This window comes from Spirillospora sp. NPDC048824 (assembly GCF_043198455.1).
Lineage (GTDB): Bacteria > Actinomycetota > Actinomycetes > Streptosporangiales > Streptosporangiaceae > Spirillospora.
The window spans coordinates 22874-48242 of record NZ_JBICUS010000018.1; the positions used below are offsets into that span (position 1 = coordinate 22874).

Below are 25369 nucleotides of genomic sequence, written 5' to 3' on the forward strand. Positions count from 1 at the left end.
CGCCGCCGCCCGTCACCGTGAGGCGGGCGGCCCCTCCGCCGCGAGCGGGGGGTCCGCCTCCGGCTCCTCGTCGTCGGCCGCCAGCACGGACGCGACGCGGTACACGACCGCGACGAGCGGGACGGCGACGATGGCGCCCGCGATGCCCGCCGCGAGCGTTCCGGCGGCCACGGCGACGACGACCACGACCGGGTGCAGATGCAGCGTCCGGCCCATGATCAGCGGCTGCAGCAGGTGGCTCTCGGCCTGCTGGACGGCGACGACGGCGGCCAGCACGAGCAGCGCGTCGGTCGTCCCGCCGCTGACGAAGGCGATGAGGATCGCGGCGGCGCCCGCGAGGATCGCCCCGATGATGGGGATGAACGCCGCGATGAACGTCAGCAGCGTCAGCGGCAGGGCGAACGGCACTCCGATCAGCACGAGCGCCAGCCCGATGCCGGCGGCGTCCGCCAGCGCGACCAGGATGATCCCGTGCACGTACTGGCCCAGCGCCCGCCACCCCGCGCGTCCCGCGACGTCGACCTTCGGGCGGCGCCGCTCGGGCGCGAGCCGCAGGGCCCACTCCCACATGCTCCTTCCGTCCTTCAGCATGAAGAACAGCAGGAACAGGGCGATCAGCACGGAGGCGCCCACCTTCGTCACCATGCTCGCACTCGCGACCGGGTCGGGCGACGACCGCCGGAGGGCGCGCACGGCGCCGTCGACCAGGGTGTCGAGCTGCTGGTCGCTGATCGGCAGCGCGTTCACGATCTGGGTCTGGGCCCGTTGCAGCCCTTCGGTCAGGCTCCGGCGCATCTCCTGCCACTGGCCGGCGATCCGGTTGCCGACCAGCGCGAGGGACCCGCCGATGGCGATGAGCACGGTGAGCAGGCCGGAGAGCGCGGCGACCCAGGCGGGGGCGCGCAGCCGCCGCACCTGGCGCGTGACCGGCGACACCAGCGCGGTCAGCAGCAGCGCGGCGATCACCGCCATCACCAGTGACGCGACCTTCGTGAAGGCGTAGACCAGGACGCCGACCGCCGCCACGATGACCAGGAGGCACGCGGCCACCGCCGCCGTGTTGCGCAACGTGGACGGGACGGCGTCGAATCCCTTGCCGGACGTCACCCGCCGCCCGTACCCGGTGATCCGCCCGGCAATCGCCGCGCAGCGCGAACCGCTCGCTAGAAGGGGTCGGTCAAATCGCCCAGCTTGTCCGTCAGCCGGAGGTTGTGGGAGTAGTCGACGGGGACGGTGATCACGGAGACCGTGTCGTCGGCGAGGGCCTTGCGGAGGGTGGGGAGCAGCTCGGCGGCGCTCTCCACGCGGTGGCCGCGGGCGCCGAAGCTCTCCGCGTACCGGACGAAGTCGGGGTTGCCGAACTTGATGTTGGAGCTCTCACCGAGGTCGAGGTCCATCTTCCACTCGATCAGGCCGTAGGCGGAGTCGTCCCAGATCAGCACCGTGATCGGAATGTTCTCGCGGACGGCGGTCTCCAGTTCCTGGGAGTTCATCAGGAACGCGCCGTCGCCCGTGGCGGCGAGGACCCTGCGGTCGGGGTGGGCGAGCTTCGCGGCGATCGCGCCCGGCACGGAGAAGCCCATGGACGACAGGCCGTTGGAGACCAGCAGGGTGTTCGGCTCGTAGGTCGGGTACATGCGCGCCATCCACATCTTCACCGCGCCCGTGTCGGCCAGGACGATGTCGTTGCGGCCCATGGCGGCGCGGACGTCGGCGACGATGCGGCGGGGCGAGAGCGGATGGCCGTCCTCGGCGGCGCCCTCCGCCAGCTCGTCGTGGAGCATCTGGCGGATCCTCCGGCCGGTGCCGTTGACGTCGAAGCGGCGGTGCACGCTGCCGGCCAGGGCGTGCAGGGTGCGGGAGATGTCGCCCTGGACGCCGACCTCGACCGGGTAGTGGTCGTCGACCTCGGCGGGGAACTGGTGGATGTGGATGATCTTCTTGTCGGCGTTCGGGTTGATCTTCACGGGGTCGAACTCCTGGAGCTCGTACCCCACCGTGATGAGGACGTCCGCCTGGTCGAAACCGAAGTTGACGTAGTCGTGGCGCATGAAGCCGACGGCGCCGAGGGCGTTGCGGTGGTCGTCCGGGAAGACGCCCTTGCCGTTGAACGTCGTCGCGACCGGCAGGCCGAGATGCTCGGAGAAGTGCCGCAGCGCGGCGCTCGCGCGGGCACGGGTCGCGCCGTGGCCGGCCAGGACGACGGGGCGCCGGGCGACGGCGAGGACGTCGGCGGCGCGGGCGATCTGCGACGGCGACGGCTCCTGGGCGCGGACGACGTTGACCGGCAGCGGCTTCAGGTCGGCGGAGACCTTGGCGGCCTCGACGTCCTCGGGGATCGCCAGGTAGACGGCACCGGGACGTTCGGTCTGTGCGGTCTTGAACGCCTTGCGCACCATTTCGGGCAGGGCCTCGGCTCTGGGGGCCAGCTCCGACCACTTGGTGATCGGGCGGAAGAGGGAGACCAGGTCGACGATCTGGTGCGATTCCTTGTAGATGCGGTCCAGGCCGACCTGTGCGGAGATCGCGACGACGGGTGTGCTGTTGGTGGTGGCGTCCGCCACGCCGAGTTGCAGGTTGATCGCGCCGGGGCCGAGCGTCGCCGAGGCCACACCCGCCTTGCCGGTGAGCCGCCCGTAGATCTCCGCCATGAACGAGGCGGCCTGCTCGTGCCGGACGAGGACGTAGCGGATCGGGGAGTCGTTCAGGGCGTGGACGAAGTGGATGTTCTCCTCGCCGGGAATGCCGAAGACGTATTCGACGCCCTCCGCCTCAAGGGTCCTGACGAGCAGGCGGGCGGCGTCTTCCTGCGTGGACATGGTGCGTCCATCTCCAGTCTGTGTATGGCTGGGTGCTGTCTGGTGCAGCACCCGGGCCCCTACCTCCATTCCGCCCGGTGATGTGCGATCGATCTCGTCAGGAGTCGGCCAGGTCCTTGATCGCGCGCAGTGTGGGCTCGTCCCGCACGCCGGCGATCAGCACGGTGGTGACGGGGCTGTCCCGCCAGAGCTGGAGCCGCTCCTTGATCCGCCCGATGGGGCCGAGGAGGGAGATCGAGTCGGCCAGTTCGTCCGGCACGGCCTTGATCGCCTCGTCGCGGCGGCCGTCGAGGAAGAGTTCCTGGACGCGCGCGGCCTGCTCCGCGTAGCCGAGCCGGCCGATCAGGTCGAGGTGGAAGTTGCGGTCCCGGGCGCCCATCCCGCCGATGTAGAACGCGAGCGGGATCTTGGCGAACTGCAGCGCGGACTCCAGGTCGTCGGTGACGATCGTGGTGACGGTCGCGGCGATCTCGAAGTCGCCGGGACGGCCGGCGAGGGACGCGCCGAACACCGGCTCGATCTGCTGCGGGTCGACGAACAGCGGCAGCCAGCCCTGCGCGACCTCGGTGGACAGCGCGACGTTCTTCGGCCCCTCGGCGCCCAGGTAGACGGGGATCTCCGGCCGGACGGGGTGGACGATCGGCTTCAGCGGCTTGCCGAGGCCCGCGCCGCCGGGGAGCGGCAGCGGATAGTGCGGGCCCTCGCTGGTCACCGGGGCCTCGCGGCGCCACACCTGCCGGACGATGTCGAGGTACTCGCGGGTGCGGGCGAGCGGCTTGGGGAACGGCTGCCCGTACCAGCCCTCGACGACCTGCGGGCCGGACGCGCCGAGTCCGAGGATCATCCGCCCGCCCGAGAGGGCGTCCAGCGTGAGCGCGTGCATCGCGGTCGCCGCGGGCGTGCGGGCGGAGATCTGCACGACGGCGGTGCCCAGCTTGATCCGGGACGTGCGGGCGGCGTACCAGGTCAGCGGGGTGAACGCGTCCGAGCCGTACGCCTCGGCGGTGAACACCGAGTCGTAGCCGCACCGTTCGGCGGCCAGGACCGTCTCGGTCTGGTCGTCGACGTCGCGCTGCCAGTAGCCGACGTTGATGCCGAGCTTGAGTTCCGCGGTCACGTTGCACCCCTCCGATTGCCGACGGAGGCGATACTAGAACACGTTCTAGTTCCGTGGAAGGGCCGGGGGCCGCGGCGCCTCCCGCCGCGGCCCCCGGATCGAACCGTCGCTAGACCTCCTTGATCGCGACCAGGAGACCCCGCCAGGCGGACGGTGTCAGCACCAGCGCCGGTCCGGAGGGGTCCTTGGAGTCGCGTACCGCGCACAGGTCGCCGGACAGTGGCGCCACCTCGACGCACTGGTCGCCGCTCCCGCTGTGGGACGACTTTCGCCAGGGGGCACAGGTGAGTTCGCGCTGCGGGTTGGTCACGGGCTGCTCCTTGCTGCCTCGGCGATGAGGTGCGCGGATTCCTCGGTGGACAGGGCGGCCGCCTCGATGCGATCGAAGCGGTCCCTATGTTTTGCTATTGCCTCCGCACTCTCAAGGTAAACGTCACCCATGGTGCCCTCTACATAGGCGATATCTGGGTCTGCGGGGTCCGGATACGACAATATGGTGAATCGTCCGTCTAGGCCCGCATGCTCCTTGGCTGTATACGGAAGTACCTGAATCGACACCGTTGGGCGGGTCGCCGCGGCGGTGGCGAGGGCGTCCAGCTGCGCCCGCATCACCTCGCCGCCGCCGATCGGGCGGTGCAGGACCGCCTCGTCGAACACGACCTGCAGACGCGGCGCGTCGGCCCGGTCGAGCAGGGCCTGGCGGATCTTGCGGGCGGAGATGCGGCGCTCGATGTCCTCCTGGGCGGGCAGCAGCCGGCCCGCCGTGATCACGGCGCGGGAGTACTGCTCGGTCTGCAGCAGCCCGTGGACGAGCTGGGGATCCCAGGTGCGGATGTGCGACGCCTCGTCCTCAAGCGCGACATAGCTGCCGGCGAAGACGTCCTGGTAGGCGGTCCACCAGCCGCGCTGGCCGGCCTGCCGGGCGAGGGTGATGAGCGCGTCGCGGTCCGGGCTCGGCACCCCGTACAGATCGAGGATGTCGGCGATGTCACCGGGTTTCGGGCGGGTCTGGCTGGTTTCGAGGCGGGAGACGGTGGCTCGCGACCAGTCGAGCCGGTCCGCCACCTCCTGGAGGGTCAGGCCCTGCTCCTCCCGCAGCTTGCGGAGCTCCCGCGCCAGGCGGCGGCCACGAACGGTGGGGCGGTAGGTCATGGGAGTGGAGTCTTACCACTCTCGGCGCGCGCCACAACGCGATTGACGAACCCGGCAGAAAGGGGGGAGCAATTCTGTGAAGACAGTTGCGATCGTGAGAATCTCACGACACGCTGTGTTCCGTGACCGACCGGAGACCGACAGTGACGGACCGGCCGGCGCACCCGGGCACGTAGACCGCGGGAGGAACCCGTGACAAGCACGCCAGCCGACCTGACAGCGCAGTCCATGGCCGACGCCATGGCCGACGCCACCGACAACGCCCGTGCCGCGGCGGGCACCAGGCCCGGCTGGGTCTGGGCCCTCCCGGGCGGGCCCGGATGTGCGGGCCACGCCCGCGGCGTCCTGCATGACGCCCTCGCCTCGCTCGGCGTTCCACGCGACGTGATCGCCGACGCGCAGCTCATGGTCAGCGAGCTCGCGACGAACGCGCACCAGCACGCCGGCGAGCACGGCCCCCACGAGCTGTGGCTCTACGTGGCCGGAGGCGAGACCGGCGACGCCGAGGCCGGTGACGGAGATGCCGGTGACAGGGGTCCTCGTGATAGGGCGCCTGGTGACAGGGGTCCTCGCGGCAAGGGTCCTCGTGACGGGGGTTCCGGTGACGCCGGCGAGGTGCGGTGCGCCGTCTTCGACGCGCTCGCCGACGCCGCCCTGCCCGGCTATTCGTGGACGTCCGGCGACTGCGGACGCGGGCTCAGCATCGTCCGCGAGCTGTCCGGGGAACGCTGGGGCATGCTGCGGACGCTGTCGAGGCTCGGGCCGCCGGTCCGCGGCAAGGCCGTCTGGTTCGCGGTGCCAGGGGCGACCGCCGCTCCCGCCTAGCCCCGTCGAGCCGTCTGGTTCGCGGTGCCAGGGGCGACCGCCGCTCCCGCCCGGCCCGTCGAGCTTCTAGTGCTTCTCCAGAGCCGGGCTTATGTCGCACACCAGATTGAGCAGTGACCGCGCGAGCAGCGTGTGCACCTGGTCGCGGTCGAGCGTCTTCTCCTGGAGCCACTGCCGCGTCGCCGCGTCCGCCAGCCCCGAGTAGGTGCGCAGGACGGCGCGCAGGGTCTCGGTGGGCTCCGGCACCCGCAGGACGGCGAGCATGTGCTCGACCGCCTCGTCGCGGAACCGGTTGACGATGCGCAGCAGTTCCGGGTCCTGCCCGAACCCCTCGGCGTCCAGCGCCGCGAACCACGTCGTCGCGTTCTGCTCCGCCGTGTCGAGGAACAGGTTCACGCACAGTTCGATCGCATCGGGCAGCGTCATCCGCTCGTCCACCGGCGGTACCTGGAGCGCGGCCGACGCCGTGAGACCCTGGACGACCTTGAGGAACAGTTCTCGTTTCGTCCCGAAGTAGTAGTGGATCAGGCCGCGCTGGACTCCGGTCTCCCGTGCGATCGCGGCGGTGGAGACCTCGGCGTAGGGCAGCTCGGTGAACATCCGCCGCGCGACGTCGAGAATCTGGGCCCGCCGTTCGTCCGGGGACAGGCGCTGGTAACTCACCGCGACAGCCTATGCTGTGCAGGCGGGGAGGGAGCGCGCGTGAACGCCTTCGAGAGAACTGTCCGCCTTGAGGGTGAACGGCTCGTGCTGCGCCCGTTCGGCATCGATGACGCGCCCGCACTGATCGAGGTGATCCGCGCCGGTGAGGACTTCCTGCCGCCCAATTTCCCTGGCGTCCTGGAGGCCGACCCCATCGCGTGGTTCCTGCGGGAGGGCGTCCACAAGGTGCAGCGGTTCGGGCTGGGCATCCACCTGGCGGCGACGGACCGCGACACCGGCGACCTGCTCGGGACCATCGGGCTGTTCAAGGTGAACTGGGAGCACCTGACCAGCGAGGTCGGTTACGGGATGCGTCCGGGCGTCCGCGGACGCGGCCACGCCACCGAGGCCCTGTCGCTGGTCTCCGGCTGGGCGCTGCGCGACTGCGGGCTCTTCCGCGTCGAACTGCGCGCCATGGTCACCAACCACGCGTCCATCCGCGTCGCCGAGAAGGCCGGCTACGTGCGCGAGGGCGTCGCGCGGGGAGCGGAACGCGACGCCGGCGGCGTCAGCCGGGACATGGTCGTGTTCAGCCGCGTCGCCACCGACGCGCGGCCCGGATCGCAGCCCGCCGGCGTGCCGCGCCGGCGCTCCGGCGGCTCCTCCGGGAGGCTCGTCGCCCAGGACGAGGAGGGACGGCGCCGGTGACCGCTGAGGACAGGACGCTCGTGATGTACGGGGACGGCGTGCGCGACACGGCCCGCCGGATGCTGCCGAAGCTGCCGGACGCGTGTTTCGTCCCGGCCGGCACGGACGGGCTGCGCACGGCGGTCAAGGACGGGCTCGCGCAGGTCGTCCTGGTCGCCGGCATAGGCGAGCAGGTCGCCCTCCTGGACGATGCCGCCGTCCTGGAATCGATCACCGTCGACATGGACGGAGGCGCCGCGCTGGCCGCCGAGGTGGCCGGGGCCCCGGCGGCCCGCCACGCCTACGAGCTGTGGGAGGCCGCCGGCATGCTAGGCCCGTTCGGCCGGGAGCTGTGCCGCCGGACCGCCGGTGAGCTGGAGCGGCTCGCAGCCGAGGCCGCCGGCTCGGCCACCAGCCCGGTCGCCGCGCAGGTCGTTCTGGTCGATGCGGCGGGTGAGCGCATGGTCGGCATGTTCGGGCGGATGGCCCGGTAGGCGGCGGGTTCAGGCGATGTTGACGGTTGTCGGCCGCGACGGTTCGCCGCTTTCCGATGCGGCCCGGGCGGCTGTGGAAAGCGCCGCGGTGGTCGTGGGAGGCCCCGGTCGCCTTGACGGTCTCCCACTGGCGCCCGGCGCCCGCAAGGTCGTCACCGAGGACCTCGCGGGCGCGCTGAAAGGCGTCGACGTGTCAGACCAGGACGTCGTGCTCGTCGTGGACGGCGATCCCGGCCACTTCGGGATTCTCCGTGTGCTGCTCGAACAAGGCCACGCACCGGAGGCTCTGCCTGCCGCGCCCCTGGTGGCGCGGGCTTTCTCCCATGCGGGGCTGCCCTGGGACGACGCGCTGGTCGTCTCGGCCCGGGACGGGCACCTGCGGCAGGCCGTGAACGCGTGCCGAGCCCACCCCAAGGTCGCGGTACTGACCGGGCCTGGCGCGGGACCGGCGGAACTGGCGCGCGCGCTGTTCCCCGTGACGCCGCGTTCGTTCGTGGTCTGCGAGGACCTGGACGGGCCCGGGGAGCGCGTCGTCCACGTCCGGCCGGCTGAGGCCACCACTCGTCCCTGGAACGACCCGGTCGTGGTGCTCGTCCTGGACAACCGTCACGCACTGGGTGAAACGAGCTGGATCTCGGGGCCCGCTCCGGCCCCCGCCGGATGGGCGCTGCCCGCGGACGCATTCGGCGACGGGCCGGGGCCGCCGCCGGACGTCCGGGCTTTCGTCCTGGCCAAGCTCGGCCCGAGAGTCGGCGACATGGTGTGGGACGTGGAGTCCGGTGACGGCTCCGTGGGAATCGAATGCGCGCGCTTCGGCGCGGCCGTGGTCGCCGTCGACCGCGACCATGCGGCATGTGAGCGGATCCGGGAGAACGTCCGGCTGCACGGCGTCAAGGTGGCGATGGCGTCCGGGGACGTGCGGTCCACCGCCGGTCACCTGCCCAGGCCCGACGCCGTGTTCATCGGGCCCGGCCTCACCGGACGCGGCGGACCGGAAGCCGTCCGCGTCTGCGCCGGCCTCAAGCCCGCCCGCCTCGTCGCCGTCGCCGCCGCCGACGAAGCCCAGAAGACGCTGGACGTCCTGGCCGAGCAGGGCTTCACGGCCGACGCCGTCCGGCTCCAGGCGACCCCGCTGAACCCGTCCGGGCCGGCCGGGGACCCGGTGATCGTCGTCTGGGGCGTGCGGGACACCCCTGTCCCCGGACGGCGGACGTCCCGTACCTCCCGGCCCATCGAGACCATCCCCGCCCTTCCCGGCGAGCCGGACGACCTGGACGGATCCGGCCCAGGGGCGTGACCCCCCGCAAGCCGTGAAACCCTTGTCCCGTCCTGGAAGCGAAGCAGGAGGCGCAGTTGACCGTCCGTCAACCCCACCCGATCGAAGTCCGGTCGTATGAGATCCTGCGGTCCCGCGTCGACCTGTCCCCGATGCCGCCGCTGTGGCGGGCCGTGACCGAGCGGGTGATCCACGCGACTGCCGACCTGGAGTACGCGGTGGACCTGGTCACCAGGGAGGAGTACCTCCGGCAGGGCTGGGCCGCGCTGCGCGACGGCGCGCCGATCGTCACCGACGAGGGGATGGTCGCGGCCGGGATCACCGCCCGGGACACGGTCTGCCACGCCGCCGACCCGGCGGCCGCCCGGATGGCGCGCGCCGCGGGCATCACCCGGTCGGCCGCCGCGGTCCGGCTGTCGTACGCCGACGTGGGCCCGGGCGCGGTCTGGGTGGTCGGCTCCTCCCCGGAGGCGATCTCCGAGATCATCGCCCGCCGGGTGAGCCCGGCGCTGGTCATCGGGATGCCGGTGGGCTTCGTCGGCGCCTGCGAGGCCAAGGACGCGCTGCGCGCAAGCGGGCTGCCGCAGCTCAGCAACGTCTCGGAGAAGGGCGGTTCCGTGGCCGCCGCGGCAGCCGTCAACGCGCTGCTGTACCTGGACGACGAGGCGGGGTTCCTGTGACCGCGCCCCCCTTCGAGTCGGACGAGGTCGACCTGCGCCATCACGGGGACGCGGAGGTCGGCGGCGGGCTCGCCGACTTCGCCGTGAACGTCCGGACCGGCATGCCCCCGGAGTGGCTGGCCGAGCGGCTCCGGGCGTCCATCGCGGACCTGGCCGCCTACCCCGACCCGCGTCCGGCCCGCCGGGCGGTCGCGAGGCGGCACGGCAGGTCCGCCGGCGAGGTCCTGCTCACCGCCGGCGCCGCGGAGGCGTTCGTCCTGCTCGCGCGGGTTCTCGCGCCGCGCAGGGCGGTGGTCGTGCATCCGCAGTTCACCGAGCCCGAGGCCGCGCTGAGGGCCGCCGGGCACGCCGTGGAGCGGGTGATCCTCACCAAGGACTTCACCCTCGACCCCGTCTCCCTTTCCGGCGGGACGACCCCCCAGACCCCCCGGCAAGAGCCGTTCACTTCTGGGGGGACGACCCCCCAGACCCCCCGGCAACAGCCGTTCACTTCTGGGGGGACGACCCCCCAGACCCCCCGGCAACAGCCGTTGATCCCCGACGACGCGGACCTCGTCGTGATCGGCAACCCGACCAATCCCACCTCCGTCCTGCACCCGGCGGACGCCGTCGCCGCGCTGGCCAGACCCGGCCGGACGGTCGTGGTCGACGAGGCGTTCATGGACTGCGTCCCCGGCGAACCGGAGTCCCTGGCCTCCCGGCTGCCCACCGGGGTCGTGGTCATCCGCTCTCTGACCAAGACATGGGGGCTCGCCGGGCTGCGCGCCGGGTACGTCCTAGCCGATCCCCACCTGGTGGGACGGCTCACCGAAGCGCAGCCGCTCTGGGCCGTGTCCACGCCCGCGCTCGTCGCCGTCGAGGCGTGCTCCACACCGGAGGCGGTCGCCGAAGCCGAAGCGTGGGCCGCCGAACTCGGCGCCGAACGCGACAGGCTCGCGGCGGAACTGAGCACGCGCGGCCTCTACGTCGTACCCGAGGCGCGAGCGTCGTTCCTGTGCCTGAGCGTGCCCGACGCCCTCGGTATCAGGGCCCTGCTGAGGCAGCGTGGCTACGCCGTCAGGCGAGGCGACACATTCCCAGGGCTGGGCCCCGACTGGCTACGCATCGCCGTACGCGACCGGCCGTCCAATGACGCCTTGCTAGAAGTGCTCGGCGAACTGGGCATCTGAGCAAGGGCCGCCCCAGAAAGGACACCGTGAACCTGATCGAGCAGACCATCGCCTCCATCGCGCCGCTGGACGAGACCGCCATGCGGGACGCCCGCGACCATCAGGCCCGTCTCACCAAGCCGCCCGGGTCACTCGGCGTCCTGGAGGAGGTGTCGGTCAGGCTCGCCGGGCTGACCGGGCAGTGCCCGCCGCCGATGCCCGAACCCGCCGCGGTCGCCGTTTTCGCCGCCGACCACGGCGTCCACGCCCAGGGCGTCACCCCGTGGCCGCAGGAGGTCACCGCGCAGATGGTGGCCAACTTCCTGGCGGGCGGCGCCGTGGTCAACGCGTTCGCCGCCCAGGTCGGCGCCGAGGTCACCGTCGTCGACATCGGCGTGGCCGCCGCCCTCGACGCGGCACCCGGGCTGCTCCTCCGCAAGATCGCGCCCGGCACGGCCGACCTGACGCGCGGGCCCGCGATGACCGCCGACGAGGCCCGCCGCGCCGTGGCGACCGGCATCGGCGTGGCGCGCGACCTGGCCGCCTCCGGCGCCGGGTGCCTGATCACCGGTGACATGGGCATCGCCAACACCACCGCGTCCGCCGCGCTGGTCGCCGCGTTCACCGGCCTGCCGCCGGAGCGGGTCACCGGCCGCGGCACCGGCATCGACGACGCCACCCACGCCCGCAAGGTCGAGGTCGTCCGGACGGCCCTGGACCTGCACGGCCTGCCCGCCGGAGACGGCGCCGACCCCATGGAGGTCCTCGCCGCGGTCGGAGGGCTGGAGCACGCCGCGATCGCCGGGTTCATCCTCGGCGCGGCGTCGCTGCGCGTCCCGGTCGTCCTCGACGGGGTGATCGCCGGGGCCGCCGCCCTGGTCGCCGCCGCGATGTGCCCCCGGGCCGCCGGGGCGTGCGTCGCGGGACACCGCTCGGCCGAGCCCGGCCACACCGCCGCCATCGACGCGCTGGGCCTGCGCCCGCTCGTCGACCTGGAACTGCGGCTCGGCGAGGGGACCGGCGCGCTGCTGGCGTTGCCGCTGGTCCAGGGCGCGGTGCGGGTGCTGCACGAGGTCGCCACGTTCGACTCGGCCGGAGTCAGCGGCAAGGACGCCGGACGTCGTCACCAAAAGATCACGGAATGAGTCACGCTCGGCTATCGAACGGGCTGAGGCACTCTCCATGCACTGGTGAACCCGAGTACCTTTGTTCGACGAAGACACGTGTCCGTAACCGGCGTCCGCAAGCTGCTCCGCACATCCGATCGAGAGACTCACCCACGTGCCCCCGTACCTGCTAGGCCTGCGACTCGGCGGGCGACGCGTCCTCGTCGTCGGCGGAGGACGGGTCGCCCAGCGCCGTGTGCCCGCCCTCCTGGACGCGGGCGCCTCGGTCGTGCTGGTCTCACCCGAGGTCACCGCCTCCCTGGAGGGCCTGGCCGAGCGCGGGAAGATCACCTGGCACCGGCGCCCGTACGAGCGCGGCGACTGCGCCGGGGCCTGGCTGGTGCAGGCCGTCACCGACGACGCGAAGGTCAACGGCGACGTGGTCGCGGAGGCGGACTCCGCGCGCATCTGGGCCGTCCGCGCCGACGACGCCGAGTCCTCGCCCGCCTGGACGCCCGCGAGCGGGCACGCGGGCGACGCGACCGTCGGCGTCCTGCTCGGCGGCGACCCCCGGCGCGCCGCGGGCATCCGCGACGCGGTGGTGGCCGGGCTGCGCGACGGGGCCCTGGAATCGCGGCACTCCCGGCGCAAGCCCGCCGGAGTCGCCCTCGTCGGCGGCGGCCCCGGCGACCCCGGCCTGATCACCGTCCGCGGCCGGCAGCTCCTCGCGATGGCCGACGTCGTCGTCACCGACCGCCTCGCCCCCGGCGGGCTGCTGGACGAGCTGGCCACCGACGTCGAGGTGATCGACGCGGCCAAGATCCCCTACGGGCGGACGGTCACCCAGGACATCATCAACGGACACCTGGTCGAGCACGCGCGCGAGGGACGGTTCGTCGTGCGCCTCAAGGGCGGGGACCCGTTCGTGTTCGGGCGCGGCGGCGAGGAGGCCCTGCACTGCGCCCGCCACGGCGTCCCGGTCATGGTCGTTCCCGGCATCACCAGCGCCGTCGCCGTCCCGTCCGCGGCCGGCATCCCGGTCACCCACCGGGGCGTCGCGCAGGAGTTCCACGTGGTCTCGGCGCACGTCCCCCCCGGGCATGAGGCCTCGACCGTCGACTGGGAGGCGCTGGGACGCACGAACGGCACCATCGTCCTGCTCATGGCGGTGGAGCGGATGAAGCCCATCGCATCGGCCCTCATGCGCTATGGTCGATCGTCCGACACGCCGGTCGCCGTGATCCAGGACGGCACCCTCCCCGGCCAGAGGTCGCTGACGGCGACCCTGGGTACGGTGGCCGACGCGATGGCCGCCGGTGAAGTCCGGCCGCCGGCGATCGTGGTCGTGGGCGACGTGGTGAACGTGGCACGAGAGATCGACATGATTCGAGCGGACATGGGACGGGATCCGTGACACCCCCGGCAGAGCGAAGCGCGGTCCACGACGAGGAGGCCGGCGCCGGTCCGGGACGCGGAATCGAGGACTCCGCGGTCCCCGGCGAGGACGCCGCGCCCGACGAAGAGGCGCGCGGGCGACGTGCGCGCGAAAAGGACGAGGTGCGCGACAAGGAGAAGCCGAAGAAGGGGACGTCCGGGAAGGGCGCCGACGACGAGACGCGGGCCGGCCCGGAGACCGGCGCCGCCGGGGACGCCAAGCCGAAGCGCGGCCTGCGGGCCGCCAGGCCCGGCGGCGGGACGGTGCGCCAGGGCGAGCTGACCCGGGCGCTGACCAGCCTCCGCGAACAGCTCGGCGCCTTCGACTTCCTGCTGGACGTCCCGGGCGTCGAGGAGGCCCGCGAGGCCCGCGACGAGCTGCGCGGCCAGCTGGAGGACTACGTTCTCCCGCGCATCCAGGCCGCCGGCGCGCCGATGCTCGTGGTGCTCGGCGGGTCGACCGGAGCGGGCAAGTCCACGCTGGTCAACACGCTCGTCGGCGACCGCGTGAGCGCCACCGGCGTGCTGCGTCCCACCACCAGCAGCCCCATCCTCGTGTGCCACCCCGATCACGTGAAGTGGTTCATGGAGGGGCCGCTGCTGCCCGGTATGGGACGGGTCCGCGGCCCGGCGCCCGACGCCATCGCGGGTGACCAGTTGGTCATCATCGCCAGCGACGTCCTCCCGTCCGGCCTCGCGCTGCTCGACAGCCCCGACTTCGACTCGGTCTTCGAGGACCACTACGAGTTCGCGACCAAGCTGATGTCCGCCGCCGACCTGTGGCTGTGCGTCACCACCGCGGCGCGCTACGCCGACGCCCAGGTGTGGCAGATGCTCCAGCGCGCCAAGGAGAACGGCGCCACCATCGGCGTCGTGCTGTCGCGCGTCCCGCAGGGCGCCGGGCCGCAGGGCGCCGAGATCGTCGAGCACTTCGGCGAGATGCTGGACGAGCACGAGGTCGGCGACGCCCGCCGCTTCACCATCCCCGAGACGCGCATCGAGGAGAGCCGCCTCCCCGAGGAGACCGTCGAGGACATCCGCGCCTGGCTCACCGGCGTCGCCGAGGACGCCGAGGACCGCGAGATCGTCATCAGCGACACCCTCGCCGCCGTCCTGGACAGCTTCCGCACCCGCGTCCCCGAACTCGCCCGGCAGGTCGAGGCGCAGGTCGAGCAGCGCACCGAGCTGGCCGGGGAGGTCGAGGCCGGCTACGGCACCGCCCTCGCCGAACTGGACGAGGCCACCCGCAACGGCTCCCTCCTGCGCGGCGAGGTGCTCGCCCGCTGGCAGGACTTCGCCGGCACCGGCGACCTGCTGCGCTCCCTGCACGTCCAGCGCGGTCGCCGCGGCCGCTCCGCCGGCCGGCGCAACCGCCGCAGCCCCGCCCGCGTCCGCGCCCTCAAGGCGGCGCTGCGCAGCAGCCTCGAATCACTGATCATGGCGTCCGCCGAGCACGGCGCCGAACAGGTCGTCGCCCGCTGGCGCGACCACCCGTCCGGACGCCAGGTCATCGCCGGGGCCGGCGCCGACCTCGGGCACGTCTCCCCGGAGCTGTCGCGCCGCGTCACCCGGGCCGTCAGCTCCTGGCAGGACCACGTCCAGGAGCTGATCCGCACCGAGGGCGTCACCAAGCGCTCGGTCGCGAAGCTGGTCTCGTTCGACACCGAGGCGGTCTCCCTCGTCCTGACGATCGGCCTGCTCGGGTACGGCACGTCCGACGTGGCCGTCGAGGGCGGCAACAGCGCCGTCCCGCAGCGGCTGCTCAAGGCGCTGTTCGGCGCCGAGTCGCTGCGCGGCATGGGCGCCAAGGCCCGCGCCGACCTGCGCAGCCGCATCGGGATGCTGTTCGACGAGGAGGCCATCCGGTTCGGGCAGGTGCTCGACTCCGCCGGCATCCCCGACGAGACCGTCCCCGTCCAGCTGTACCAGGCCACCTACAACCTCGAGGTCGCCCGATGACAACCTCGGCCCTCCCCGCGAACTCGCCGGCCGGCACCGGCGGGTTCCCGATCGCGGCCCCGGACATGAACGGCGCCGGCGAACCCGCCGGCCCGCCCGGGCTGACCGACCGGCTCAACGGGCTCGACCGCCTCGTCCACGCCGGCATCGGCCGGCTCGACCAGCCCGTCCTGGACGACGCCGCCGCGCTGCTGGACCGGGCCGGGCAGCGGCTGCGGCTGTCCGGCGAGCACACCGTCGTCACCCTCGCCGGCGGCACCGGCAGCGGCAAGTCGTCCCTGTTCAACGCCATCTGCGGGCTCGAACTGTCGCCGACCGGGATGCGCCGCCCCATGACGTCCCAGGCCCACGCGTGCGTCTGGGGGCTGGACGGCGCGGGCCCCCTGCTCGACTGGCTGGCCGTCGACAAGCGGCACCGCTACGCCCGCGCCAGCGCCCTCGACCTGGAGCGCGCCGACAGTTCCCTTCAGGGCCTCGTCCTCATCGACCTGCCCGACCACGACTCCATCCAGGCGATGCACCGCGCGGAGGTCGACCGCTTCGTCACCATCGCCGACCTGCTCGTCTGGGTCGTCGACCCGCAGAAGTACGCCGACGCGGCCCTGCACCGCAACTACATCGTCCCGTTCGCACGGCACACCGGCGTCACCCTCGTCGTCCTCAACCAGGTCGACCGGCTCACCCCGCACGAGATCGACGACTGCGTCGCCGACCTGCGCCGCCTGCTGGAGGCCGAGGGCCTCGCCGACCCGCGCATCGTGACCACCTCCGCGGTCGCCGAGGACGGAACCTACGGCTTCCGCGACGTCCTCGTCGACACCGTCGCCGCCCGCCGCGCGCGCACCGAGCGCCTGTCCGCCGACGTCGACAGGGTCGCCGAGCGGTTCGACGACTACCGCTTCACCACCGAGCCGCCCACCACCGTCGACGACGGCCGCCGCGCCGACCTCGTCCAGGCCTTCACCGACGCCGCCGGCGCGCCCGCGGTCGCGGAGGCCATGGAGAGCGCCTACGAACTGCGCGCCGCCGACTTCGTCGGCTGGCCCGTCGCCGCCATCGTCGCGCGGCTGCGCTCCGACCCGCTGCGCCGGATGCGCCTCACCGAACTGCGCGAGGAACTCCGCAACGCCTTCACCGGCCCGATCGGCGCCCAGCAGGGCGATGTGGACAACGCGCTCCAGAACGTCACCGAGGGCCTGTCCCAGGAACTGCCCACCCACTGGGGACGCTCCGTCCGCGCCGCCGCCCGCGCGCACGCCACGGAGATCCCGGAGGGCCTGGGCGAATCCCTCAAGGACGCCCTGCCCACGTTCAACGTGGTGCCCCGCTGGTGGTGGCTGGTCAAGACCTGGCAGTACTTCCTCGTTCTGGTCGCGGCCCTCAGCATCGTGTGGATCGGCTTCCTCGTCGCCTACGGCCTGCTCGGCCTCGGCGGCGACAACCCGGGCCTCATCGGAGAGGCGGGCCTCATCCCGTACGTCGCCGTCCTGGTCGTGTGCACGCTCGGCATGGGCTGGCTCACCGCGTCCGCCTGCCGCAACCTGGTGGCCCTGTCGTCGGCCAAGCACGGCGACAGGATGGAGCACCACATGCGCGTGGGCATCGAGCGCGTCGCGTACCAGAAGGTGATCGGGCCCATCGAGGACGACCTTCAGGTCTACGCCCGTTTCCGCGAGAACGTGGACGTGGCCCTCGGCCGACGCTGACCGGCCCATGCCGGGTTATCCACAATTCCGCGGCCGCTCCTCCCGCCCGCGCCCGCTGCGCCACCGTTGACCTGTACGCGGAACGGACCCGTACGTGAGACGACGGAGGACGCAGTGAACGAGGCGCACATCACCATCACCGGCTGGGTCGCCGCCGAGCCCCGCTACACCATGACGCCCAACGGAACCCCGTTCCTCTCGCTGAGGGTCGGCTGCACGCCCCGCCGCTACGACCGGCAGGCCGGCCAATGGCAGGACGTGGAGACGCTGTTCCTGACCGTCAACTGCTGGCGGAGCCTCGCCGACAACGTCAACGCGTCCGAGTTCCCGCGCGGTACCCCGGTCCTGGTCACGGGCCGCCTGCGCATCCGCCAGTACGAGCGCGACGGCCAGTGGCGGTTCTCCGCCGAGATCGAGGCCTCCACCCTCGGCCCCGACCTCCTGCGCGGCACCGCCGACTTCCGCCCCGTCCAGCGCGGCGGCCCCCTCAGCGAAGAGGACCGCCAACTGGCCCGCGACGCCGCCGACGAATGGGCATTGGCGGCTCCTGCGGAAGAGGACAAGGAACCCAAGGCCGCCTGACGGTCACTCCCGGCGGTTCGGGTGCGCGCGTTCGGCGATGGCGTCGGCGTGTGTCCGGGTGGGAACAGTGGTCGCCTGCGTGGCTCTGCCTGGGGTCCTGGGCTCTTGGGAGCGGGGGCGTGGCCGGCATCGGGTCGCTGCCGGTCGGCGCCCCCGCACCGTCGGGGTGTGCGGCGTCAGATCCAGGAAATGCCGCGCATGGTCGTATCCCCCCCAGGATGTGCCCGGGGCCGCGAATCCGCGGACCCCTGATGCCGGTGGTCTGAACGGCCACCCGCATATGCGTTCCCGAACGTACCTGTTTCACGCCCCTTCCGCACACGTTGCAACTATCGTGTTACGGAAGGTGATGCGCGTAAGGGGGAAGGATGACGGCAGTGCAGTCGTCCGCCGAGGACCGCGGTGGTGAGCTGGCCCACCGGCCAAGGCGACGGGCGCGACTGGGGCGTCCGTCCCTGCTCGTGATCTATGTGCCGGTGCTCGTGGCCGCCCATCTGGGGCTCACCGTCGCGGGGCTGTTCGAGACGCCGTTCCGGGTCGGCGACGCCGCGACGTTCGCGGCGCTGCTGGCGTGCGGGGCGGTGTGCATCGAGGCGTCCCGGCGGCTCGGTATGCCGGCCGGCGTCGCGCGCGACCTGCTGTCGGCGTGGTGGCTGCCGGTCGCGCTGCTGCTGCCCCCGGTGTACTCGCTGCTGATGCCGATACCGCTGCAGGCGCTGCTCCAGTTCCGGGTGCGCCGCACACTGATCTACCGGCGGGCGCTGGTCTCCGCCGCGTTCGGCATCGCCGGGGCGTGCGCGTCCATGGTGTTCCACCTGGTGGTGCCCGAGCCGCTGGAGGGGGCGCCGCAGTGGGTCGTCGAGGCGTACCCGGGCATTCCGGCGGCCGTGGGGTGCGCGGCGCTGTTCACCGTGGTGAACACCGCGATCGTCGCGGTCGCAGCGCACGCGGCCAACCCCGAGAGCCGCTGGCGGGACGTCCTGTGGACGCGGGAGAGCCTGCTCCTGGACGTGGTGGAGCTGTGCGTGGGCACCATCGTGGCGATCACGAGCGCGCTGTCGCTGGGGCTGCTTCTCCTGGCGCTGCCACCGGTGATGCTGCTGCAACGCAGCCTGATGCACCAGCAGTTGCAGGCGGCGGCGCGGACGGACGCCAAGACGGGCCTGCTCAACGCGGCGGCCTGGCAGCGGGAGGCCGACACCGAGTTGTCCCGGGCGCAGCGCACGCATGACGCCGTGGCTCTGCTGCTGATCGACATCGACCACTTCAAACGGGTCAACGACACCCACGGGCACCTGATGGGCGACCAGGTGCTGGTGGGCGTGGCGAGCACGCTGTGCCACCAGCTGCGCGACTACGACGTGGTCGGCAGGTTCGGCGGCGAGGAGTTCGTCGTGCTCCTGCCGGGCGCCGACACCGTCGAGGCGTGCCGGGTCGCCGAGCGTCTGCGCGGCCGTGTCCGCCGGCTCGCGGTCCCCGCCGAGGAGGGGACGGTGACGGTCACGGTGTCCGTGGGCGTCGCGCTGTTCCGCACGCACGGCCAGGACCTCCTGGAGCTTCTGGCGTCCGCCGACCTGGCGCTCTACCGGGCCAAGTCGTCCGGCCGCGACCGCGTCTGTCTCCCCGCGCTCGACGGCCCCAAAGCACCCGGCTGACCGCACCGCCCCGGCGGCCGGGCGGGCGGGTGCGCGGCGTCGGGCTGGGGCGACGAAGCGGTGCCCGTGACCCTCTAGGCTGGACGATATGGCCGAGTACATCTACACGATGCAGCGTGTGCGCAAGGCACATGGCGACAAGGTCGTCCTGGACGACGTCACCCTGCACTTCCTTCCGGGTGCCAAGATCGGCGTCCTGGGGCCGAACGGCACCGGTAAGTCGACGCTGCTGCGCATGATGGCCGGTCTGGAGCAGCCGTCCAACGGCGACGCGCGCCTCATGCCCGGGTTCACCGTCGGCATGCTGCAGCAGGAGCCTCCGCTGAACGAGGAGAAGACCGTCCTCGGGAACGTGGAGGAGGGCGTCGCCGAGACGAAGGCGATGCTCGACCGGTTCAACGAGATCGCCGAGAAGATGGCGACGGACTACTCCGACGAGCTGATGGAGGAGATGGGCAAGCTCCAGGACAAGCTCGACCACCGCAACGCGTGGGACCTCGACAGCCAGCTCGAGCAGGCGATGGACGCGCTGCGCTGCCCACCGGGCGACGCCGAGGTGACGACACTGTCGGGTGGTGAGCGCCGGCGCGTCGCGTTGTGCAAGCTCCTGCTCGAGGCCCCCGACCTGCTGCTGCTGGACGAGCCGACCAACCACCTGGACGCGGAGAGCGTGCAGTGGCTGGAGCAGTTCCTCGCCAAGTACGAGGGCACCGTCCTGGCCGTCACCCACGACCGGTACTTCCTCGACAACGTGGCCACCTGGATCCTGGAGCTGGACCGGGGCCGCTGCTACCCGTACGAGGGCAACTACTCCGTCTACCTGGAGAAGAAGGCCGACCGGCTGAAGGTCGAGGGCAACAAGGACGCCAAGCGCAAGAAGCGCCTTGAGGACGAGCTGGAGTGGGTCAGGTCGAACCCGAAGGCGCGGCAGACCAAGAGCAAGGCGCGCCTGGAGCGGTACGAGGAGATGGCCGCCGAGGCCTCCAAGTTCCGCAAGCTGGACTTCGAGGAGATCCAGATTCCGCCGGGTCCGCGGCTGGGCACCACGGTGATCGTCGCGGAGAAGCTGACGAAGGGCTTCGACGACCGGCTGCTGATGGACGACCTGTCGTTCAACCTGCCTCCGAACGGCATCGTCGGCGTCATCGGCCCGAACGGCGTCGGCAAGACCACCCTGTTCCGCATGATCGTCGGTGAGGAGCAGCCGGACGCGGGGGAACTGCGCGTCGGCGAAACCGTCAAGGTCTCCTACGTCGACCAGGGCCGCGGCGGCATCGATCCCAAGAAGTCGGTGTGGCAGGTCGTGTCCGACGGCCTCGACCACATCAACGTCGGGCAGGTCGAGATGCCGTCCCGCGCCTATGTCGCGGCGTTCGGGTTCAAGGGCCCCGACCAGCAGAAGCCGGCGGGCGTCCTGTCCGGCGGCGAGCGCAACCGCCTCAACCTGGCGCTCACCCTCAAGCTGGGCGGCAACGTGCTGCTGCTGGACGAGCCGACGAACGACCTGGACACCGAGACGCTGTCCAGCCTGGAGAACGCCCTCCTGGAGTTCCCCGGCTGCGCCGTGATCACCTCGCACGACCGGTGGTTCCTGGACCGCATCGCCACGCACATCCTCGCGTGGGAAGAGGGCTCGAACTGGTTCTGGTTCGAGGGCAACTTCGCCGACTACGAGAAGAACAAGATCGAGCGGCTGGGCGCCGACGCCGCCCGCCCGCACCGGGTGACGCACCGCAAGCTCACCCGCTGATCCTGATCCTCTGAACGGGTTCCCGGACGGCCGCGCGGTCCTCGATCGACCGCGCGGCCGTCCGTGTTCGCGCCCGTAGCCGAGTGATACAAGGCGTGCATCGAACGATGCGTATTTCGTGTTGGACAGGTATCGATTCCGTCTCCTATCGTCCGGGTTGACCCACCCCGCCTGACCGAGGAGGACGGACGATGGCGCAGCTCACCGGACACATGGTGATCGGCTTCGAGCGCGTCGCCGGGACGGGCGCGGCGATCAGTGCCGTGGATCCCCGCACCGGTGAACGTCTCGACCCGGAGTACCGCTACGGCGGCGAGGCCGAGGTGGACCGTGCCTGCGCTTTGGCCGACGAGGCCTTCGACGTCTACCGCGCGACGTCCCCCGAGCGCCGCGCCGCGTTCCTCGAATCGATCGCGGGCAGGCTGGACGAACTCACCGACGATCTCGTGGCCCGCGCCACGTCGGAGACCGGGCTCCCCGTCCCGCGCGTGACCGGCGAGGTCGCCCGCACCACCGGCCAGCTCCGGCTCTTCGCCACCGGCCTCCGCGCCGCTGGTGATTCATTCGTGAGCGTCGATCCCGCCGGTGACGCCGGGCCGGAGATCCGGCAGGGGAAGGTGCCGCTGGGCCCGGTGGCGGTGTTCGGGGCGAGCAACTTCCCGCTGGCGTTCTCGGTGGCGGGCGGGGACACGGCGTCGGCGCTCGCGGCGGGCTGCCCGGTGATCGTGAAGGCGCATGACGCCCACCCCGGGACGTGCGAGCTGGTCGGCCGGGCCGTGTCGGAGTCCGTCCGGGAGGCGGGCCTCCCCGAGGGCGTGTTCTCGATGCTCTACGGGGACGGTCCGACGCTCGGCATCGCGCTCGTCACGGACCCGCGCGTCCAGGCCGTCGGGTTCACCGGGTCGCGGGCGGCGGGCCTGGCGATCGCGAAGGCGGCGGCGAACCGGCCCGGGCCGATCCCGGTGTACGCGGAGATGAGCAGCGTCAACCCGGTGTTCCTGCTGCCCGAGGTCCTCGCGGCGCGTGGCGGCGAGCTGGCCGACGCGTTCGTCGGTTCCGTGACGCTCGGGGCGGGCCAGTTCTGCACGAATCCCGGGCTGGTCTTCGCGGTCAGGGGCCCGGAGCTGGACGCGTTCCTGGACGCGGCCGCGAAGGCGATCGCCGGCACCCCGGGCGCGCCCATGCTGACCCCGGGCATCGCGCGCGCCTACGCCGACGGTGTGGCGCGGCTCGAACGGCGTCCGGGCGTGGAGATCCTCGCACGTGGACGGGAACCCGAGGCGGCCGTGGGGGGCGCGGCGGCGCTCGCCGCGGTGGACGCCGAGCACTTCGGTCCCGACCTCCAGGAGGAGGTTTTCGGCGCGTGCTCGCTGGTCGTCCGATGCGCGGACCTCGACCAGGTGCGGGAGCTGGCGCGCGGCCTGGAGGGGCAGCTGACCGCGACGATCCACGCCGGTCCCGGCGACCGGGACGCCGCGGCGCGGCTGCTGCCCGTCCTGGAGCGCCTGGCCGGAAGGATCGTGTGGGACGGCTGGCCCACCGGGGTGAGAGTGGGGCATGCGATGGTCCACGGCGGCCCGTTCCCGGCGACGTCCGACTCGCGGACGACGTCCGTGGGGAGCCTGGCCGTCGAGCGGTTCCAGCGTCCGATCGCCTACCAGGGGGCGCAGCGATGAGCACGCCGGTCGTCACCGGGATGCGCGTCGTCCCCGTCGCGGGACACGACAGCATGCTCCTCAATCTTGGCGGCGCGCACGGGCCGTTCTTCACGCGGAACCTGCTGCTGCTCACCGACTCGTCCGGCGGCACCGGTGTCGGCGAGGTGCCGGGCGGCGAGGGCATCCGGCGGACGCTGGAGGACGCGCGTGAACTGATCGTCGGCAGGCCCATTGGACGGTCCGACGAGATCCTGAACGCGATCCGCGGCACGTTCGGCCACCTGGACGCGGGCGGGCGCGGACCGCTGACGCATGACACCAGGATCACCGTCCACGCGCTGACCGCGATCGAGTCGGCACTGCTGGACCTGATGGGGCGGTTCCTCGGCGTCCCGGTGGCCGCGCTGCTCGGCGACGGCGTCCAGCGGCGGGCGATCCCGATGCTCGGCTACCTGTTCTACATCGGCGACCGCCGCAAGACCGGCCTTCCGTACGAGCCGCCGCCGGAGGGCGCGGACGGCTGGTTCCGGGTCCGGCGCGAGGAGACCATGACGCCGGACGCGATCGTCCGGCAGGCGGAGGCGGCGCAGGAGCGGTACGGGTTCGCCGACTTCAAGCTCAAAGGCGGCGTGCTCCGGGGCGACGAGGAGGCAGACGCCGTACGCGCGCTGGCCGCGCGCTTCCCCGGCGCCCGGATCAACCTGGACCCGAACGGCGCGTGGTCCCTGGACGAGGCCGTCCGCCTGGGCAACGAGCTCAAGGGCGTCCTCGCCTACGCCGAGGACCCGTGCGGCGCCGAACTCGGCTACTCGGGACGCGAGACGATGGCGGAGTTCCGCCGCGCCACCGGCCTGCGCACCGCCACCAACATGATCGCGATCGACTGGCGGGAACTCGGCCACGCGATCCGGCTGGACGCGGTGGACATCCCGCTCGCCGACCCGCACTTCTGGACGATGCGCGGCTCGGTGCGGGTGGCGCAGCTGTGCCAGGCGTGGGGCCTGACCTGGGGCTCGCACTCCAACAACCATTTCGACGTGTCGCTGGCGATGTTCACCCACGTCGCCGCGGCCGCCCCGGGCGAGATCACCGCGATCGACACGCACTGGATCTGGCAGGACGGCCAGCGCCTCACCAGGGATCCGCTGCGCATCGTGGACGGGCGGATCGCGCTGCCCGAGGCGCCCGGCCTGGGCATCGACGTCGACGAGGAGCGGATCGAGGCCGCGCACCGGCTCTACGTCGAGCACGGGCTGGGGGACCGCGACGACGCCGCCGCGATGGAGTACCTGGTCCCCGGCTGGACGTTCGACCCGAAACGCCCGTGTCTCGTGCGCGGCTGACGGGAGCGTTCGGGGGGCGCCCGGGGGCCCGGGGGCGCCCGGGGGCCCGGGGGCGGCCGGGGGACCCCGGCGGGGCGGAAACCTACTGCGGGTAACATCGAGCCGGATCCGGTTTTCCCCCGTACCCCCAGGCGAGGACATGCAGCAGACCGACCTGCCCGCGGCCGAATACCGGCACGTCTACGAGTTCAACATCCGGTTCGGTGACATCGACTCCCAAGGCCATGTGAACAACGTGAAGTTCCTCGGCTACCTGGAGGACGCGCGGCTGGAGATGTTCCACGGCGACCCGGTGCGCAAGGGGGACGAGCCCGTCCGCGGCATGGTGATCTCGCGGCATGAGATCGACTACCGGACGCCGCTGCTGCCGACCGTCTACCCGATCCGGGTGGAGACGTGGGTGACCGAGGCGCGCGCGGCCTCGTTCAAGCTGGCCTACGAGGTGCGGGACGACGAGAACGTCTACGCGGAGGCGACCTCGACGCTCGTCGCGTTCGATGTGGAGTCGAACCGGCTGCGCCGCTTCACCCCGGAGGAGCGGGAGTTCATCGGGCGCTATGTGGCGCCCTCGGCATGACGGCGCTCGCGGGGCCGTCCGCCCCGCTGGACCGTGCCCATCCCGGGGTGCGGCTGCGGGTCGTCCAGATGGCGGACGCTGAGGAACTCGCCGCGCTCTACGAGGCAAACCGCGATTACCTGCGCCCCTGGGAGCCGGAGCGCGACGACTCCTACTACACCGTCGAAGGCCAGCTCGACAATCTGCATGACCTGGTCGAGGCGTATGCGACGGAGGAGATGTGGCCGGGCGTCATCCTGGTCGACGGTGAGATCGCCGGGCGGATCACGCTCAACAATGTTCTGCGCGGGCCTCTGCAGTGCTGTTTCGTCGGGTACTGGGTGGCGCGCGAGCACGCGGGACACGGTGTCGCGACCGAGGCGCTGCGGCTGGCGCTGGACGTGGCGTTCGGTGCGCTCCGGCTGCACCGTGTCGAGGCGTTCACGAGGGTGGACAACTCCGCGTCCCAGAAGGTGCTGGAACGCAACGGCTTCACGGTCGTGGGGACGGCGCGCCGGCACATTCACCTGGACGGGCGCTGGCATGACGAGCGGCTTTTCGAGCGCCTGGCCCCCTGGGACGACGGGGTCGCGCTGACTCCCCCCGCCTGACGCGGCCCTGCTCCGGCGGCACCCCTCTCCGAGGTCGCCCGGTGGTTGCGTGCCTTCTGACCGTTGTCCGCCTGACTGCCCCGTTGGCAACCGAGTCGTCACGGATAGATAACAAGCGATGCAGCACTCCGTTTCCGGCTGACGTATCGCTCTAGGGTCGCGACGCGAT

At 72.2% G+C, this 25369-nt stretch carries 23 protein-coding genes; 17 read left to right on the top strand and 6 right to left on the bottom strand.

All coding sequences use genetic code 11. The annotated features are described in order from the left end of the window. Positions 1 to 12: 12 nt before the first annotated feature. From ACGFIS_RS29800 to ACGFIS_RS29820, 5 genes are all read right to left on the bottom strand, one after another. Complete coding sequence (locus tag ACGFIS_RS29800; RefSeq protein WP_392973291.1) at positions 13 to 1107, bottom strand: AI-2E family transporter; 1095 nt, start codon at positions 1105 to 1107, stop codon at positions 13 to 15. 56 nt (positions 1108 to 1163) lie between these two features. Beyond that, entirely contained in the window at positions 1164 to 2819 is a 1656-nt protein-coding gene (locus tag ACGFIS_RS29805; protein ID WP_392906233.1) for an acetolactate synthase large subunit, read from the bottom strand. Between the two features lie 97 nt (positions 2820 to 2916). After that, positions 2917 to 3936 (bottom strand): LLM class F420-dependent oxidoreductase, encoded by a 1020-nt coding sequence (locus ACGFIS_RS29810; protein WP_392906232.1) that lies wholly within the window; start codon positions 3934 to 3936, stop codon positions 2917 to 2919. A gap of 109 nt (positions 3937 to 4045) precedes the next feature. After that, positions 4046 to 4246, bottom strand: coding sequence for a DUF397 domain-containing protein (locus tag ACGFIS_RS29815; RefSeq protein ID WP_392906231.1), 201 nt, complete (start codon positions 4244 to 4246; stop codon positions 4046 to 4048). Further along, positions 4243 to 5088, bottom strand: a complete 846-nt coding sequence (locus ACGFIS_RS29820) for a helix-turn-helix domain-containing protein (protein ID WP_392906230.1) — start codon at positions 5086 to 5088, stop codon at positions 4243 to 4245. Before ACGFIS_RS29820 ends, ACGFIS_RS29815 begins: the two co-directional genes overlap by 4 nt. Positions 5089 to 5280: 192 nt before the next feature. Here ACGFIS_RS29820 and ACGFIS_RS29825 point away from each other — a divergent pair, with 192 nt between their 5' ends. Next, complete coding sequence (locus ACGFIS_RS29825; protein ID WP_392906228.1) at positions 5281 to 5913, top strand: ATP-binding protein; 633 nt, start codon at positions 5281 to 5283, stop codon at positions 5911 to 5913. A 66-nt stretch (positions 5914 to 5979) separates the two neighbouring features. Here the strand turns inward: ACGFIS_RS29825 and ACGFIS_RS29830 are convergent, their stop codons facing one another. Further along, positions 5980 to 6576, bottom strand: coding sequence for a TetR/AcrR family transcriptional regulator (locus ACGFIS_RS29830; protein ID WP_392906227.1), 597 nt, complete (start codon positions 6574 to 6576; stop codon positions 5980 to 5982). A gap of 39 nt (positions 6577 to 6615) precedes the next feature. Here ACGFIS_RS29830 and ACGFIS_RS29835 point away from each other — a divergent pair, with 39 nt between their 5' ends. The 16 genes from ACGFIS_RS29835 to ACGFIS_RS29910 all read left to right on the top strand — a co-directional run bounded on the left by ACGFIS_RS29835 (position 6616) and on the right by ACGFIS_RS29910 (position 25200). Continuing rightward, positions 6616 to 7263: a GNAT family N-acetyltransferase gene (locus tag ACGFIS_RS29835; protein WP_392906225.1), complete on the top strand. Its 648-nt coding sequence runs from the start codon at positions 6616 to 6618 to the stop codon at positions 7261 to 7263. After that, entirely contained in the window at positions 7260 to 7736 is a 477-nt protein-coding gene (locus ACGFIS_RS29840; RefSeq protein WP_392906224.1) for a hypothetical protein, read from the top strand. The genes ACGFIS_RS29835 and ACGFIS_RS29840 overlap by 4 nt, the downstream gene beginning before the upstream one ends. Before the next feature lie 16 nt (positions 7737 to 7752). After that, positions 7753 to 9033, top strand: coding sequence for a precorrin-6Y C5,15-methyltransferase (decarboxylating) subunit CbiT (locus tag ACGFIS_RS29845; protein ID WP_392973293.1), 1281 nt, complete (start codon positions 7753 to 7755; stop codon positions 9031 to 9033). A gap of 56 nt (positions 9034 to 9089) precedes the next feature. Next, positions 9090 to 9692 (top strand): precorrin-8X methylmutase, encoded by a 603-nt coding sequence (locus ACGFIS_RS29850; RefSeq protein ID WP_392906221.1) that lies wholly within the window; start codon positions 9090 to 9092, stop codon positions 9690 to 9692. Then, on the top strand, positions 9689 to 10861 hold the full coding sequence (locus ACGFIS_RS29855; RefSeq protein WP_392973295.1) for a pyridoxal phosphate-dependent aminotransferase: 1173 nt from the start codon (positions 9689 to 9691) through the stop codon (positions 10859 to 10861). Before ACGFIS_RS29850 ends, ACGFIS_RS29855 begins: the two co-directional genes overlap by 4 nt. Positions 10862 to 10887: 26 nt before the next feature. Continuing rightward, a complete protein-coding gene (gene cobT / locus ACGFIS_RS29860; protein ID WP_392906217.1) occupies positions 10888 to 11985 on the top strand; it encodes a nicotinate-nucleotide--dimethylbenzimidazole phosphoribosyltransferase in 1098 nt (365 codons plus the stop codon). A gap of 136 nt (positions 11986 to 12121) precedes the next feature. Further along, positions 12122 to 13360, top strand: a complete 1239-nt coding sequence (gene cobA / locus ACGFIS_RS29865; RefSeq protein WP_392906215.1) for a uroporphyrinogen-III C-methyltransferase — start codon at positions 12122 to 12124, stop codon at positions 13358 to 13360. Continuing rightward, positions 13357 to 15339 (top strand): AAA family ATPase, encoded by a 1983-nt coding sequence (locus tag ACGFIS_RS29870; RefSeq protein WP_392973296.1) that lies wholly within the window; start codon positions 13357 to 13359, stop codon positions 15337 to 15339. The genes cobA and ACGFIS_RS29870 overlap by 4 nt, the downstream gene beginning before the upstream one ends. Further along, positions 15336 to 17045, top strand: a complete 1710-nt coding sequence (locus tag ACGFIS_RS29875) for a GTPase family protein (RefSeq protein WP_392906212.1) — start codon at positions 15336 to 15338, stop codon at positions 17043 to 17045. The genes ACGFIS_RS29870 and ACGFIS_RS29875 overlap by 4 nt, the downstream gene beginning before the upstream one ends. 114 nt (positions 17046 to 17159) lie before the next feature. Then, a complete protein-coding gene (locus tag ACGFIS_RS29880; protein ID WP_392906211.1) occupies positions 17160 to 17627 on the top strand; it encodes a single-stranded DNA-binding protein in 468 nt (155 codons plus the stop codon). A gap of 368 nt (positions 17628 to 17995) precedes the next feature. Continuing rightward, positions 17996 to 19282, top strand: a complete 1287-nt coding sequence (locus ACGFIS_RS29885) for a GGDEF domain-containing protein (RefSeq protein WP_392906210.1) — start codon at positions 17996 to 17998, stop codon at positions 19280 to 19282. 88 nt (positions 19283 to 19370) lie between these two features. After that, positions 19371 to 21032 (top strand): energy-dependent translational throttle protein EttA, encoded by a 1662-nt coding sequence (gene ettA / locus ACGFIS_RS29890; protein WP_392906209.1) that lies wholly within the window; start codon positions 19371 to 19373, stop codon positions 21030 to 21032. A 191-nt stretch (positions 21033 to 21223) separates the two neighbouring features. Next, on the top strand, positions 21224 to 22708 hold the full coding sequence (locus tag ACGFIS_RS29895; RefSeq protein ID WP_392906208.1) for an aldehyde dehydrogenase (NADP(+)): 1485 nt from the start codon (positions 21224 to 21226) through the stop codon (positions 22706 to 22708). After that, complete coding sequence (locus ACGFIS_RS29900; protein WP_392906206.1) at positions 22705 to 24033, top strand: enolase C-terminal domain-like protein; 1329 nt, start codon at positions 22705 to 22707, stop codon at positions 24031 to 24033. Before ACGFIS_RS29895 ends, ACGFIS_RS29900 begins: the two co-directional genes overlap by 4 nt. Before the next feature lie 139 nt (positions 24034 to 24172). Next, on the top strand, positions 24173 to 24610 hold the full coding sequence (locus tag ACGFIS_RS29905) for an acyl-CoA thioesterase (protein WP_392906204.1): 438 nt from the start codon (positions 24173 to 24175) through the stop codon (positions 24608 to 24610). Next, positions 24607 to 25200, top strand: coding sequence for a GNAT family N-acetyltransferase (locus ACGFIS_RS29910; protein ID WP_392973298.1), 594 nt, complete (start codon positions 24607 to 24609; stop codon positions 25198 to 25200). The genes ACGFIS_RS29905 and ACGFIS_RS29910 overlap by 4 nt, the downstream gene beginning before the upstream one ends. The last annotated feature ends 169 nt before the right edge of the window (positions 25201 to 25369 follow it).

Coding starts and splice junctions, on each gene's coding strand:
- ACGFIS_RS29845 (WP_392973293.1), top strand. CDS start 7,753: ATGTTGACGGTTGTCGGCCGCGACGGTTCGCCGCTTTCCGATGCGGCC.
- ACGFIS_RS29805 (WP_392906233.1), bottom strand. CDS start 2,819: ATGTCCACGCAGGAAGACGCCGCCCGCCTGCTCGTCAGGACCCTTGAG.
- ACGFIS_RS29895 (WP_392906208.1), top strand. CDS start 21,224: ATGGCGCAGCTCACCGGACACATGGTGATCGGCTTCGAGCGCGTCGCC.
- ettA (WP_392906209.1), top strand. CDS start 19,371: ATGGCCGAGTACATCTACACGATGCAGCGTGTGCGCAAGGCACATGGC.
- ACGFIS_RS29885 (WP_392906210.1), top strand. CDS start 17,996: ATGACGGCAGTGCAGTCGTCCGCCGAGGACCGCGGTGGTGAGCTGGCC.
- ACGFIS_RS29875 (WP_392906212.1), top strand. CDS start 15,336: ATGACAACCTCGGCCCTCCCCGCGAACTCGCCGGCCGGCACCGGCGGG.
- ACGFIS_RS29900 (WP_392906206.1), top strand. CDS start 22,705: ATGAGCACGCCGGTCGTCACCGGGATGCGCGTCGTCCCCGTCGCGGGA.
- ACGFIS_RS29820 (WP_392906230.1), bottom strand. CDS start 5,088: ATGACCTACCGCCCCACCGTTCGTGGCCGCCGCCTGGCGCGGGAGCTC.
- ACGFIS_RS29910 (WP_392973298.1), top strand. CDS start 24,607: ATGACGGCGCTCGCGGGGCCGTCCGCCCCGCTGGACCGTGCCCATCCC.
- ACGFIS_RS29905 (WP_392906204.1), top strand. CDS start 24,173: ATGCAGCAGACCGACCTGCCCGCGGCCGAATACCGGCACGTCTACGAG.